Raw genomic sequence first — 13,843 nt, forward strand, 5'->3', positions numbered from 1 at the left:
GTTCAGGATGTGGTGGGTATGGTAGAAACGGTTATAGGCCGTGGCCAGCTGGAAGGCATATTCGCACAGGTGGTTCGGCGCCCGGGTCTCGAAGGCCAGGTCGACCACCGCGGGCAGTTCGGACAACTTGAGGTCCAGGTCGCGTTCCGAATCGCTTCGGGGCGCCATGATCCTGCCATGCTGGTGGTCGCGTTCGCCGGCCCGTCGCAGCACGGACTTGATCCGCACGGCGGCGTAGAGAATGTAGGGTCCCGTCCGGCCCTCGAAGGATGAAAACCGGTCCAAGTCGAAGACGTAGTCCCTGGTGCGGTGGTTCATCAAGTCGGCGTATTTCAGGGCTGCCACGCCCACGATGCGGGCGATGTGCGCCTTCTCGTCCTCATCGTATTCACGGACAGATTCGATAGTTTCGATGCGCGCCATGGCGTGGTCGGTCACCAGCCCGATCAGGTCCTTCAGCTTCATGATCCCGCCCTCGCGGGTCTTGAATGGCTTCCCGTCCTTCCCGTTCATGGTCCCGAAGCCGTTGTGCTCCAGCCGCGTCGACTCCGGCGCCACGCCCGTCTTGTAGGAAGCCTTGAAAACTTGCCTGAAATGCTGCTGCTGGCGGTTGTCGACCACGTAGAGGATGTAGTCGGGCCGGAACTCCTCGATGCGCTGGTCGATGGTCGCCAGGTCGGTCGTGCCGTACAACACCGCGCCGTCGGTTTTCTCCAGCATCAGCGGGGGAATCGATTCTTTGTCTTCCGGGTCGCCGACCTCTATGACCAGCGCCCCCCGGCTTTCCCTGGCGTATCCTTCCGCCTTCAGCCGTTCAATCAGGCCATGAAGCCGGTCCTGGGTATCGCTCTCTCCGAGCCACAGGTCGAAATGGATGTTCAACAGTTCGTAGCTCTGCCTGAGGTCGTCGACGGACACGTCACGGAAATGTTGCCACAGTGCGCGGTAACCCGGGCGACCGGCCTGGAGTTCCACCGTGGCCTGACGGGCGGCTTCGGCGAATTCCAGGTCGCTTTTTTCCCTTTCGCTGGCCTGGGGATACAACTCTTCCAGGTCACCGATGGACACGGGGGGCTCTTCGGGATATGGCCCCGAATAACCGGCATCGAAATAGGGCAGCTCCGGCCGGCGGTTCCGCAGGCCCTCGATGATGAGGCCCATCTGCAGGCCCCAGTCGCCCAGGTGCACGTCGCCAATCACTTCGTGGCCCAGGAAGCGGCAGATCCGAACGATGCTCTCGCCGATGATGGCGGCCCGGAGGTGGCCGACGTGGAGCGGCTTGGCCACGTTGGGCCCGCCGTAATCGACGAGGAATCTCCCCGGCGTCGTGGCGGTTTCGCAGCCCAACCTGTCGTCCTCGTATACTTCCTGGACGTGGGCGGCGATAAAGTCGTCCTGCAACACGATGTTGATGAAGCCCGGTCCGGCGAGCGAAAGCCCATCGAAGACGTCCGGCGCCGAGATGGCATCGACCACGTTCTGTGCGATCTGGCGCGGGTTGGCCCGGTACTGTTTGGCCGCCGCAAGTGCCCCGTTGCACTGGAACTGGCACAGGTCGGGCCGGTCCGATACCCGCACTTCGCCATAGCTTCGATCGTAGCCGGCCGATTGAAAGGCGTCGGCAAACAGGCCGGTCAGTTTATCCGCCAGGGTTCCCACGAAGATCCCTTCAGGCTGGACTACCGTAGATGGTGACCACCAGTCGCCGCGCACCGCCGCGGTCCCGGTGTTCGCAGAGATAGATGCCCTGCCAGATACCCAGGTTCAGCCGGCCGCCGGTGACGGGTATGGACACGCTGCTTCCCATCATCGAGGCCTTGATGTGTGCCGGCATGTCATCCGGCCCCTCCTCGTCATGACGGTAGTACGGCTGGTGCTCCGGGACGAGGACGTTCATGTGGCGCTCGAAGTCGCCCCGGACGTCGGGCGCCGCGTTCTCATTGATGGTGAGGGAAGCGGAGGTGTGGCAGATGAAGACGTGGGCGATGCCCACATCGATGTCCGCCAGCGCGGGGACCTTGTCGGTGATCTCATCCGTCACCAGGTGGTAGCCCCGGGGTCTGGGGGTCAAGGTGATCTGCTTCTGTATCCACCGCATCAGAGTACGTACCGCTTCAGGAACCGTTCCACGTCGTCGTAGAAGGAAACGATGGTCTCCACTTTTCGCCAGCCGTGCCCCTCGCCCTCGTACAACCGGTAGATGTGGGGAACCTTGTTCCGCTTGAGGACCTCGACGATCGATTCGGCCTGGTCCGGCGGGACTACCTTGTCCTCGCTGCCCTGGAATATGGCGACCGGATCTACAATACGGTCCGCGTGGAAAATGGGCGACCAGGCCTGGTACCGGTCGCTGTGCTCAGGCAGCGTCCCCACCATCAGATCCAGGTACTTCGCCTCGAACTTGTGGGTATCCGTGGCCAGGCCGAAGAGATTGGTCACGCCGTAGAGACACAGGCCGGCCCGGAAGACCCCGGGATGATGGACCAGGGCGTTGAGCACGGTAAAACCTCCCGCGCTGCCGCCCTTGATGACGATGCGGTCCAGATCGGCGAGTTCACGTTCCACCAGGGCCAGCGCGCCGCTGACGGCGTCTTCCGTGTCGTACTCGCCCCAGTGCTCGCGCAGGGCGGTCATATAGGATCTGCCATAACCGGTACTTCCACGGTAGTTGACGTAAAGGCAGGCATAGCCCCGGTTGGTGAAGAAGGGGATCTCGGCGGAATAGTCCGTCCGATGCTGGCCGGTCGGTCCCCCGTGGATGCTGACGATGGCCGGCGGCTTTCCGGACCCGGAGAACCGGCTGCTGGCGGGCGGATAGTAGAGTCCGTACACCTCGCCCCCGTCCGGGTTCGTCCAGGAAATCGGTTCGGGAACGGACAGGTCCGCTTCGGGGATCATCTCCGACTGGCTGCGGCGATGCACCGTATGGCAATGCACCGCATGTTCACTTTCTTCCAGGGTGATCACGCGCTCCGGAACGGTGGACGAAGAGGCGATACAGGCCACGGTATCCCGGGCTGGGGAGACGGCGATCTGCATCATCCAGGTGTACCGGGGTGTTTCGAGCTTCGCCTTCAGGCCGGACGACACGCAGACCTTCCACAAAGACGCGAAGCCCTTCTCGTTACTGCGGTAGTAAAGGGTATCGCCGTCCGGCCCCCAGCCGTAGACCCGTACGCCCTGCACCCAGGCCGGGTCGGCCAGGGTGGCGCCCCCGGCCACGACGCGCCGCTCGTCCGTGTCGAGGTCCAGCGCGACCAGGTTCTCCCACTCTCCTTCCGTAACGATGTAGGAAAGCCACCTGCCGTCGGGAGAGAAGGCGGGCTGGAATACGGGCGTATCCGTATCTCCCGCGATCAACCGCTCGTCATCCGGCGCGCGGCGGCCGGAATCGATCCGGGCGGTCTTCAGCCGCGTGCCGTCCCAGGGCATCTGCGGCTGGTCCCACTCGATCCAGGCGATCTGCTCGCCGTCGGGATGCCAGGCCGGCTGCATGTAGAAATCGGCGCCGCGCACCAGGTTCACCGGCCATCCGCTGCCCTCGCCGTCGACCAGGGCGATGACGTCTACCGATTCGCATGTATGGACGTACAGCACCCACTTTCCATCAGGTGACACGGTTGGCGCAGCGGCCGCGCCGAAGGCGGGCGTGATCGGCCGGGCCGTTCCTGGAGCCAGGGACTGGCGGTACAGCCTGCCGTCCTTTTCGGCGAACACGACCCAGTCATCGGCGACGGTGTAGTCACCGCCCCCGTAGCCGACGCCGCCCCGGACCGGATGGCCGTCCGTCAGGTCGTAAGGCGCGTCGGTGCCGTTGCGGCAAACGAGCACACCGGTATCCGACCGCTGTTCCAGCCATACCAGGCCGGTACCGTCGCCGTTCCACTGCACGTCGTAGAGCGGTGTCCGGGCGCCCATCGTCTTCGCCGTAATGGCGCTTTTCCAGTAACCATACGCTACGGGTATGCGGTCTGTTGACACGGGTAAGCGATCTGTCGTACGTCCGGTCTTCACGGGGTTATCCTTATCACAAGGTTCCTTGTTTACCGCTTGAAATCGCCGCGTTCAAAACCTTTCTTGAATATACCCGCAGGCGGTTCGTAAGCAACCGTTTATGCATCGTCCGAAGGCAGGTCCGATTCATTACCGCCCGACTGGTCCGGGTACGGATTACGGGATATTTCATGCGACTGTCACAGCTCTTCTATCAAACGCTGCGTGAGACCCAGGGCGACGCGGAAATCCCCAGCCATCAGTTGCTCCTTCGCGCGGGCCTCATCCGGCAGGTGGCTTCCGGCATCTTCGCCTACCTGCCCCTCGGCCTGCGGGTCAAACGACGCATCGAAGCGATCGTCCGCGAAGAGATGGACGGCATCGGCGGCCAGGAAGTAACGCTGCCCGTGGTGCAGCCGGCGGACCTCTGGCGGGAGAGCGGCCGGTGGCAGCAGATCGGGAGCGACATGGCCCGGCTGAAGGATCGGAACGGCCGCGACCTGTGCCTGGCCATGACCCACGAAGAAGTGGTGACGTCCATGATACGCGACGTGGTCAGAAGCTACCGTCAAATGCCCTGCCTTCTGTACCAGATCCAGACCAAGTTCAGGGATGAGCCGCGGCCCCGAGCCGGGCTGATCCGCATGCGCGAGTTCACGATGAAGGACGGCTACTCTTTTCACGTGGATGGCGGGGATCTGGACGACTGGTACGAGAAAGTCTTCCAGGCATATACCAACATATTCAGGCGCTGCGGGCTCGACGCGGTGGCGGTGCGCAGCGACCCGGGGATGATGGGCGGGTCGGACGCCCACGAGTTCATCGAACCGGCGCCGTCCGGCGAAGACACGATCCTGTCCTGCGAAGCCTGCGGTTACCGTGCAAACCGGCAGGTTGCAAGATTCGAAAAAGTCCAACCGGCCGCCGAGGAGCGGCTGCCCCTCGAGGACATCCACACGCCGGGCACCGCTACGATCGACGATCTTTCCCGTTTCCTGGACATCCCGGTGACGAAGACCGCCAAGGCCATGTTCATGGTCGCCACCGTCGCGGACGATCAGGACGGGGCGGTGGACCGGTTCGTGTTCGCCGTGCTCAGGGGCGACATGGAACTCAGCGATACCAAGCTCGCCAACGCGGTCGGAGCGCTCCAGCTCCGGCCGGCCACGCCGGAGGAGATACGCGCCGTCGGCGCGGAGCCCGGATTCGGGTCCCCCCTCGGCATAGACCGGTCCCGTTCGCTCCTCGTCGTCGACGATCTGATCCCGGCCTGCTTCAACCTGGTAGCGGGAGCCAACCGCGTCGACTATCACATGCGCAATGTGAATTACGGCCGGGACTACGAAGCCGATATCGTCGCGGACATCGCCGCGGCCGGCGACGGAGACGCCTGCCCCGCCTGCCGCGCCGGCCTCCGGGCCGACCAGGGGATCGAAGTCGGAAACATCTTCAAGCTCGGGGACAAGTACAGCAAAGCCATGAACGCGGGCTACCTGGACCGGGAGAATGTCTCCCGTCCTATCGTCATGGGGTGCTACGGGATCGGCATCGACCGCCTCATGGCATCGATCGTGGAGCGCCACCACGACGACAACGGCATCTGCTGGCCCGCGGCCGCGGCACCATTCCAGGTGGTCGTCATCGACCTGTCCGGCGGCGACCCCCGCGTATCGGACGTGGCGGAATCGGTTTACGAGACCCTGGTCTCGGCGGAACTCGAAGTGCTCTTCGACGACCGCGACGACCGCGCCGGGGTGAAGTTAAACGACGCGGACCTCATGGGCATTCCGGTGAGGCTGACCGTGGGCAGGCGCGGGGTAGAAAAAGGTGTAGTGGAACTCAAGTTACGAAGGTCGGGCGAGATGAAAAACGTGCCGCTGGGGGATGGGCTGGCGGAAGCGGTGAAAGCGTCAATGGGGACGTAAACACGAGTCCTCTGCAGTTTCGTCAGACGATCTCCACCCCGGCCTCTTCCGCGATGCGCCGCACATTCGCGACCGCCGTGGGGATCTTGTCCTCGGGCAGATGTTCCACCAGCATGTAGCCTTCCGGCTGAATCTCCTCCCACCGCCGCACGGCCGTCACCAGGTCGAGCACCCCGGCGCCGGGCACTTCCTCGTTCATGTGGACGACAAAGCCGGGTTCCACGCTGATGTCCTTGATGTGGGAGACCGTCGAGATCGGCCCCATGACGTCGAAGATGCGGTTTAAGCGTTCCGCGCTGTGGTAGGCCTGGTCCAGGGACTGGAAGTGGTTCACAAAATCCATGACCACCCTTAGCCGTTCGGACCCTACGGCCTCAATCACCTGCCGGTTGATCTCGGGCGACCCCATGATCGTGAGCACGTGGGTCTCGATCACCACGGTCATCCCCTCCTCCTCCGCCTTGTCCGCGACCCGCGACAGGGTGTCGATCAGCACGTCGAGCCGTCCCGGTTCGTGGTTCTCGGGTGTGGGGTCGTAGGACCCCGACGGGTTCAGGCTGCCGGTCCGGATCAATACGTTGTGCGCCCTGAGCGCCCGGCCTGCTTCGATGCCGCGGCATATGGTCTTTAAAACCCGGTCACGCACCGATCCGTCCGGGTCGAAGAGGCACTCGCGGTAACCTATTCCGAACTGGGCCAGTTCCAGTCCGAGATTATCATAGAGCGCGTTGACCCGGTTGAAGTCTGCCGGCGTTAACACGTCCAGGACCTCGCCCGGACCGTGGTAGCAAACCGAGGTGACGCCCAGGTCCATGCCCTTTTTCAACACCTCAGCCGTAACGGCCCGAGGATCTCCCGGCGCGTATCCCACTACACCCAGACGCATGGATCAGCCCTTTCTGACTCCGCTGAATTTGAGCCATCCCGCGCGCCGGGCGCACTACGTGCCCATCCGCCCGGAGTCCTTTCAATCCCCGATGACCACCAGCACATCGTTCCTGTCTACCGTGTCCCCTTCGCCGGCCCGGATTTCTTTGACCGAGCCGCCGGTGTGGGCGCGCAGTTCGTTCTCCATCTTCATGGCTTCGATGACGACCACGCCCTGGCCGGTTTCCACCTTGTCGCCCACCGCAACGGAAATCGACACAATGCGACCGGGCATGGGCGCCTTGACCTGTTCGCCCCCTGCGTGGCGGCGGGTCTTGACCTGGCCGCGCAACCGGGCCAGTTGCTCGTCCTCCACGGTTACCACGGACGATACGCCGTTGACCCTGACTTCCCGTTGCTCGCCCCAGGTCGCCGCGACCGCCGTGTAGGACCTTCCTTCGATGAGCAGGGAATAAAGCTGATCCCCCTGGATCGAGGCCATGTCGATTTCCACCGGCTGGCCGTCGATCCGCAGCGCGACCCGGCCTTCCCGGTCATCCAGGCTGACGGCGTATGTTGTACCTTCTATAGTAACGAGGTAGCTCAAAGTACACCCTTTCGCCGTCTTCTGCTTCGTCGTGTCCAGCACCGGGCAACTTGCGGAGGGCAGTCCTCGGCGGGACGACCGTTATCGGCCCCTTCGCATGGCGTCGCGCCGGCCGGTCAGCTTCCACGGACTCTCTCCTGACCCAGGCGGTCCGCCGGATCCATCCCCGCCGCCCCCGGCCGGCATCGCCCGTCTCGTTTCCCGGTGCTTCATGATCGCTGCGAAGGCGGCGGCGATATGACGCTCATCGGCCCCGGCATCTTCGTCAGGACCCATGGTCTCGACGAAAGCAGTGGAATAGTTGCCGGAAATGAACCGGGGGTCGGACAAGGCCCGGAGGTGGAACGGAATCGTGGTCTTGATACCGCCGATATCGTATTCTCCCAGGGCTCTCTTCATGCGGGCGATCGCTTCTTCCCGCTTCTCGGCCCATACGATCAGCTTGGCAATCATGGGATCGTAATAGATCGGCACCTCGTAACCCGCGCAGAACCCGCTGTCCAGCCGAACCCCGGGGCCGCCCGGTTCACTCAGGCGCGTAACCACGCCCACCGAGGGCATGAACTGCGCATTGGGATCTTCGGCGGAAATGCGGCATTCCAGGGCCGCACCGTGGGGGCGCACGTCTTCCTGTCGGAAAGGCAGGGGCATGCCGGCGGCGATCTCGATCTGCCTCCTGACCAGGTCCTGCCCCGTTCTCAACTCGGTGACCGGGTGCTCGACCTGAAGGCGTGTGTTCATCTCGAGGAAATAGAACTTACGGTCCTGGTCGACGATGAACTCAACAGTACCGGCGTTGGTGTACCGGACGGCTTCGGCGGCCCGTACGGCCGCTTCTCCCATGGCGTTTCGCAGTGCGTCGTCGAGAATGCAGGACGGTGATTCCTCGATGAGTTTCTGGTGGCGGCGCTGGATCGAACACTCCCGCTCGCCGAGATGTACCGCGTGCCCGTGCTGGTCGGCGAGGACCTGGAACTCCACGTGACGGGGTTCCACCAGGTATTTCTCCAGGTAGACCGTGGCATCGCCGAAGGCGGACTGGGCCTCGGACCGCGCGGTACGGAGCGCGCCCGCCAGGTCGTCCGGGGATTCCACGACGCGCATGCCCTTTCCGCCGCCGCCCATGGCCGCCTTCACGAGGACCGGGTAGTCGATGGATTCCGCTGCGCCGAGGGCTTTCTCGTCGCTGTCGATCCCTTCTTCGGTCCCCGGTACGACGGGCACGCCGGCCTGGCGCATGGTCTTTCGCGCCGCCGTCTTGCTTCCCATGGTCCGCATGGCCTCGCCGGAAGGGCCGATGAACGTGATGCCGGCCTCCGCGCAACGATCGGCGAACTCCCCGTTTTCGGAAAGAAACCCGTATCCCGGATGCACCGCGTCGGCGCCGGCCTTCTTCGCCGTCTCGATGATCCGGTCCACGCGGAGGTAACTGTCCGAGGAAGGCGCGTCGCCGATGCAGAAGGCCTCGTCGGCGAACTGCACGTGCAGGGCGGTGCGGTCCGCCTCAGAGAAGACGGCCGTCGATTCGATGCCCATCTCCCGGCACGTGCGGATCACCCGGACGGCGATCTCTCCGCGGTTGGCGATCAGGACTTTTCGGATCATGTACCCTCTTACAGCGGGATGTTCCCGTGTTTCTTGGGTGGATTCGCGTCTCGCTTGTTCTTCAGCATCTCCAGCGCGGAAATGATACGTGGACGGGTCTCCTGGGGCTGGATCACTTCATCGATATACCCGATTTTCGCCGCGACGTAGGGATTGTCGAACTTCTCCCGGAACTCGGCGGTCAGTTCCTCGCGCAGGGCGTCGGGGTCATCCGCTTCGGCCAGTTCCCGTCGGTAAAGCACGTTCACCGAGGCCTCCGGACCCATGACCGCGAACTGCGCGGACGGCCAGGCGTAATTGATGTCGGCGCGTATCTGCTTGCTGTTCATCACGCAGTAGGCGCCGCCATAGGCCTTGCGGGTGACCACGGTCAGCCGGGGCACCGTGCTCTCACAGAACGCGTAGAGCAGCTTGGCGCCTTCCTTGATGATGCCTCCGTGCTCCTGGGTGACGCCGGGCAGAAACCCGGGCACGTCCTCGAAGACCACCAGGGGGATGTTGAAGGCGTCGCAGAAGCGCACGAACCGCGCGCCTTTCACGGACGCGTCGATGTCCAGCACGCCGGCGAGCGAAGCGGGCTGGTTGGCGACGATGCCGGCCGTCCGCCCGTTGAACCGGGCGAAGCCCACGACGATATTGTCGGCGAATTCGCCATGCACTTCGAAGAAATCTCCGTGGTCCACCACCCGGTGGATCACGTCCTTGATGTCATAAGGTTTGTTGGCGTCGTCCGGCACGATACGGGCGAGTTCCTCGTCCATCCGGTCGGGATCGTCCGAAGACGCTGCCCGCAGTGGATCTTCCATGTTGTTCGAGGGCAGGAACGCCAGGAGCTCCTTCACCATGGACAGGCACGAGGGTTCGTCCGGCGCGGAAAAATGGGCTACGCCGGTCACGGAGTTATGGACGTGCGCGCCGCCCAGCTCGTCGAAAGTCACCTCTTCGTGGGTCACCGCGCGGATGACGTCCGGTCCGGTAATAAACATGTAGCTGGTATCTTCGACCATGAAGACGAAGTCGGTCATGGCCGGAGAGTAGACCGCGCCGCCGGCGCAGGGTCCCATGATCACCGAAATTTGCGGGATTACGCCGGAAGCCATCACGTTTCGCAGGAAGATGTCGGCGTAGCCCGCGAGACTGACCACCCCTTCCTGGATGCGCGCGCCTCCGGAGTCCTTGAGACTGATGACCGGCGCGCCGTTCTTCATGGCAAGGTCCATGATCTTGCAGATCTTCTCTCCGTAGGCCTGGCCCAGTGAACCGCCGAATACCGTGAAGTCTTCGGACACGACGAAGACGCTGCGGCCGTCGATGGTGCCGTAACCCGTGATCACGCCGTCGCCGAGGACTTCCGTGCCTTCCATGCCGAAATCCTGGCAGTCGTGGGTCACGAAGGCGCCGATCTCCTCGAAACTGCCCTCGTCCAGGAGAAAGGCCACCCGTTCCCGGGCGGTCCATTTCCCGGCGTCGTGCTGCCGGTCGATGCGGCGCTTCCCGCCGCCTTCGGCCGCCTGTTTACGCAGCGCGTCCAGGTGTTTCATCTTCTTAGACATGGACATGGGATTTGGTTCTCCTCCCGGGACCGCGTTAATGAAACAACGCCTGCCCGCAGAGACAGCGCCTGCCGGTCCGCTAAACTCCCGCTAAACTATACCACTTCGAAATCCAGTGCCTCCAGGCCGGTCCGCAGCCGGTCCTCCCCTTCCGCGGACAGGGGGGCGGTGGGCGGACGCGGCGGTCCCATGGGTACTCCGCGCCATTCGAGCATCTTCTTGATCCCGGCCAGGACGCCCACCGAAATCAGCAGCGCGATGACCCGGTTGGCCTGGACCTGCAGTTCCATCGCTTCCTGGATTCGGCCGTTTCGAAAGGCATCGTACATGCCCAGGAACATACGGGGCATGATGTTGTACGTGGAACCGATGGCCCCGTCGCTGCCCATCACGAAGCCCGCCACGCACATCTCGTCCGGCCCCGTGATGGCGTTTAGCCTGCCCCCGGACAGGTCTACGAGTTGCTGGAACACGAAGAAATTCGGGTCCGTAAACTTGATGCCCGCGAAATTGGGCACCGCGTGCATGGCGTCCAGGAACTGCCCGGGCGAGACCTGCCCGTCCACGTCGCGCGCGAGCCAGTAGACGTAGAATGGGACCTCGGAAGCGCCTCCTATGGCGGCATAGTGTCGTACGGCGGCCGCCAGGTCGTTGGGTTGGTCCGTGGGGGCGACGGAAGCCACGGCGTCCGCGCCGAGTGTGCGGGCTTCCGACGCGAGGACGACCGCATCCTCCGTGGTCGTGCCACCCACGTGAAAGACCACCGGGACCTGGCCCGCGACGTCACGGGTTACGGTCTCGCACATCCGCCGTCGTTCCGCAACCGACATCTGGCGTCCTTCGCCCGTCCCTCCGGTGATGAAGAAGCCGTCGCTTCCGGCGTCCACCAGGTGACGCACCAGGGGCGCCACCCGGCCGGGCGACAACTCGAGTCCTTCATCAAAGGGCGTGCAGAGCGCCGGCCAGATACCCTGGACCAGTTTGGACATGATACTGGAATCGCCGTCGGAGTCAGAAATGGTAATGGATACCCAGTTGAATAAAACCGTCCTGCCGGAGATCGTAGTACAGATCGTCGCGGTCGATATTGGTTATCGCAACCGCTCCCAGGTCCAGGGAAAAGGCATCCGAAAGCCGGCGCGTCAGTTCAAGCCCGTAGATGCGCTGACGCTTGTCGAGATCGTGCAGCACACTCACCGTCATCTCCGTACCGTCGACATCGTTCAGCATGAGCCGCAGGGCGCCGAAGAGGTCGTTCTCATAGAAATTGGTCGCGCGGCGGCCGCGTCCGTCACGGTCCCATTCGGCGAAAAGAGTAAGGTCGGCGTCCGTATTCCACAAGGAAAAAAACGTGTACTCGCCGCCCAGCACGAAGGCGTTGAAGGTCTCTTCCACGCCCGCCAGGTTGCGCGCACCGGACCGCCGGATCGCTTCCAACTTCAGCAGCAGGGACCCGGTGGTCCACTGGGCGTCCAGGCCGATCTGGCGGATCTGATGGTATATGGGATAAAGTACGGGTACGGGGGGCGGACTGAACGAGCCAGGCGGGGCAGTGGAACCGGGCTGGCCAGATTGGCCGACCTGACCGGTAGGCACAAGCGGCGCACCGCAATCAAAGCACAGTCCGAAGGAAGGCTCCCTGGCCGTGCCGTCGAAAACGCTGGCGCCGAAGTCCAGCAGGCCCAGGGTATGACTGTAGCGGGCGGCGAAATCCGGATGCCACTTCCCGGACGAACTTTCATATTCCGCCAGGTCATTGTCGACGACCACGGAAGCGCGCAGCCGCCCATCGCTGCCGGGGAACGTGCGTTTCCGGTGCCAGGACATGCCCAGCAGTTCCACCACGCCCCAGTCCGACGACCAGGTCACGTAGGCCATGGGCTGCCCCATCCGGGTCTTTTCGTCGGGATGTTCGACCAGGTCGATCTGGTTGACGATATCCACCAGGTGGCGGGATTCGACCACGCCCCAGAAAACACGGTCGACACCGAGGCGCAGTTCCCATTCCCCGTTGCCGGCGGCGCCGGAAAGCAGGAGGTACGCTTCCCGCAGGTCGAAATGGGTTCGGCGGGCGTCCGCGCTGTCGTAGCGGAACCAGGGCGTCACATTGAGGATGCGGCCCGATTCGTCTTCGAGGTAGAGGTTGGGTTCCGCTACGAATCCGCTTGCGTGGGAACCCTGGCCCTGGAAAAGGGCGGTCTTGGGAAACCACCGGCTTTCCGCGGCAAGCCGGCCCGTAAGGTCGGAATAGTAGCTTCCGGCCTGGCCGCGCGAGGAAGCCGGATGCATCGCGACACCGATCAGACAGACGCCGAACCACAGGAGGCGAACCAGGGCCCGCGAGAGGGCCCGCGAGGGCATCACCGCACCCGCCTCAGCCCGGTACGGGTGAAGTCGCGGTCGTCGATGTCGGTCCCGAACTGGTAGTCCGTCCAGACCAGGTCGGTGCTCTTGCCCGTCAGATGGTTCACCATGGCCATGCTGCCGGCCCGCCAGTAACGGTCGAGATACTGCCGGTACTCACCCACGGTAAGCGTCTTGAGATGGGCGTCCTTGCGGTCGTAGTACTCCACTTTCCAGACGCGGAGCGCCGATTTGTCGCGCCATACGAGCTGGCGGCGGTAGACCGAACCTTTCTCCACCGGGATGCGCTCGGTAACCACGCAGTCCAGGCCGTCTCCGCAGGGTTCGTCGCGCAGGTAGCGGTAGGTGTATTTCTCCACTTCCTGGACCGTCATGTCCTCGTAGGTAAACTCGCTTCCCATGAAGGAACCCGAACGATTGGACGAACTGATGCGCTTGACGCGCTTCAGGGCCGGCAGGTAGAGCCATTGGTCATCCGGCCGGTCCTTGTGGCCGTGAATGAGCAGCGCGGTGCCCCGGGCGTCGCGTGGCTGGTCGAACACGAAGAGACTCTTGTTGCCTTCGCCTTCCGCCTCGAGCACCTTCACGCGCACTTCACGGACGCTCTCCTGCCCCTTCTTGTTGCGCAGGACCATGGTCATGCCGGCCGATAAATTGCCGAAACCCTCGTCCTGCTTCCGGGCGTCACTGGCGATCTGCAGCCCCTTCTCTTCCGAAGGATCTGCTAGTCCGTCTGGTCCGCCTGGTCCGCCCTGATCGACGGGTCCGCCTGGACCGCCTGCCCACGCCTCTTGGGCCGTCATGCCCGGCAGGACGAACATCGCCAGGAGGAAGAACCCGGCGGCACGCAATCCGCGCGACGTTCGCAAAGGCGTCGATCGCACACCCGACGGTCGCACACCCGACGGTCGCACTCGCGCCGATCGCAC

11 protein-coding genes are annotated in these 13,843 nt (G+C 63.7%); 1 reads left to right on the forward strand and 10 read right to left on the reverse strand.

What is annotated here, in order from left to right; translation table 11 throughout:
- The 3 genes from argS to OXH56_12390 all read right to left on the reverse strand — a co-directional run.
- Nucleotides 1–1,659: arginine--tRNA ligase (gene argS / locus OXH56_12380; GenBank protein ID MCY3556104.1), on the reverse strand; the 1,659-nt coding region annotated here is incomplete at its 3' end.
- Between the two features lie 10 nt (nucleotides 1,660–1,669).
- Nucleotides 1,670–2,098 (reverse strand): secondary thiamine-phosphate synthase enzyme YjbQ, encoded by a 429-nt coding sequence (locus OXH56_12385; GenBank protein MCY3556105.1) that lies wholly within the window; start codon nucleotides 2,096–2,098, stop codon nucleotides 1,670–1,672.
- Complete coding sequence (locus tag OXH56_12390) at nucleotides 2,098–3,918, reverse strand: S9 family peptidase (GenBank protein ID MCY3556106.1); 1,821 nt, start codon at nucleotides 3,916–3,918, stop codon at nucleotides 2,098–2,100. Before OXH56_12390 ends, OXH56_12385 begins: the two co-directional genes overlap by 1 nt.
- A gap of 266 nt (nucleotides 3,919–4,184) precedes the next feature.
- Here OXH56_12390 and OXH56_12395 point away from each other — a divergent pair, with 266 nt between their 5' ends.
- On the forward strand, nucleotides 4,185–5,918 hold the full coding sequence (locus OXH56_12395) for a proline--tRNA ligase (protein ID MCY3556107.1): 1,734 nt from the start codon (nucleotides 4,185–4,187) through the stop codon (nucleotides 5,916–5,918).
- Between the two features lie 22 nt (nucleotides 5,919–5,940).
- Here the strand turns inward: OXH56_12395 and OXH56_12400 are convergent, their stop codons facing one another.
- The 7 genes from OXH56_12400 to OXH56_12430 form a co-directional block, all read right to left on the reverse strand.
- A complete protein-coding gene (locus tag OXH56_12400) occupies nucleotides 5,941–6,804 on the reverse strand; it encodes a TIM barrel protein (GenBank protein MCY3556108.1) in 864 nt (287 codons plus the stop codon).
- A gap of 81 nt (nucleotides 6,805–6,885) precedes the next feature.
- Nucleotides 6,886–7,392: a hypothetical protein gene (locus OXH56_12405; GenBank protein MCY3556109.1), complete on the reverse strand. Its 507-nt coding sequence runs from the start codon at nucleotides 7,390–7,392 to the stop codon at nucleotides 6,886–6,888.
- A gap of 81 nt (nucleotides 7,393–7,473) precedes the next feature.
- Nucleotides 7,474–8,997, reverse strand: coding sequence for an acetyl-CoA carboxylase biotin carboxylase subunit (gene accC / locus OXH56_12410; GenBank protein MCY3556110.1), 1,524 nt, complete (start codon nucleotides 8,995–8,997; stop codon nucleotides 7,474–7,476).
- 8 nt (nucleotides 8,998–9,005) lie between these two features.
- Nucleotides 9,006–10,550 carry an acyl-CoA carboxylase subunit beta gene (locus OXH56_12415; GenBank protein ID MCY3556111.1) on the reverse strand — a complete coding sequence of 515 codons (1,545 nt, stop codon included), beginning with the start codon at nucleotides 10,548–10,550 and terminating at the stop codon, nucleotides 9,006–9,008.
- A 95-nt stretch (nucleotides 10,551–10,645) separates the two neighbouring features.
- Nucleotides 10,646–11,539, reverse strand: coding sequence for a dihydrodipicolinate synthase family protein (locus OXH56_12420; protein ID MCY3556112.1), 894 nt, complete (start codon nucleotides 11,537–11,539; stop codon nucleotides 10,646–10,648).
- 22 nt (nucleotides 11,540–11,561) lie between these two features.
- Nucleotides 11,562–12,911 (reverse strand): hypothetical protein, encoded by a 1,350-nt coding sequence (locus OXH56_12425; protein MCY3556113.1) that lies wholly within the window; start codon nucleotides 12,909–12,911, stop codon nucleotides 11,562–11,564.
- Nucleotides 12,911–13,783 carry an outer membrane lipoprotein-sorting protein gene (locus tag OXH56_12430; protein MCY3556114.1) on the reverse strand — a complete coding sequence of 291 codons (873 nt, stop codon included), beginning with the start codon at nucleotides 13,781–13,783 and terminating at the stop codon, nucleotides 12,911–12,913. The genes OXH56_12425 and OXH56_12430 overlap by 1 nt, the downstream gene beginning before the upstream one ends.
- Nucleotides 13,784–13,843: the final 60 nt, after the last annotated feature.

It is taken from the genome of Gemmatimonadota bacterium (assembly GCA_026702745.1).
Taxonomy (GTDB): Bacteria; JAAXHH01; JAAXHH01; order JAAXHH01; family JAAXHH01; genus JAAXHH01.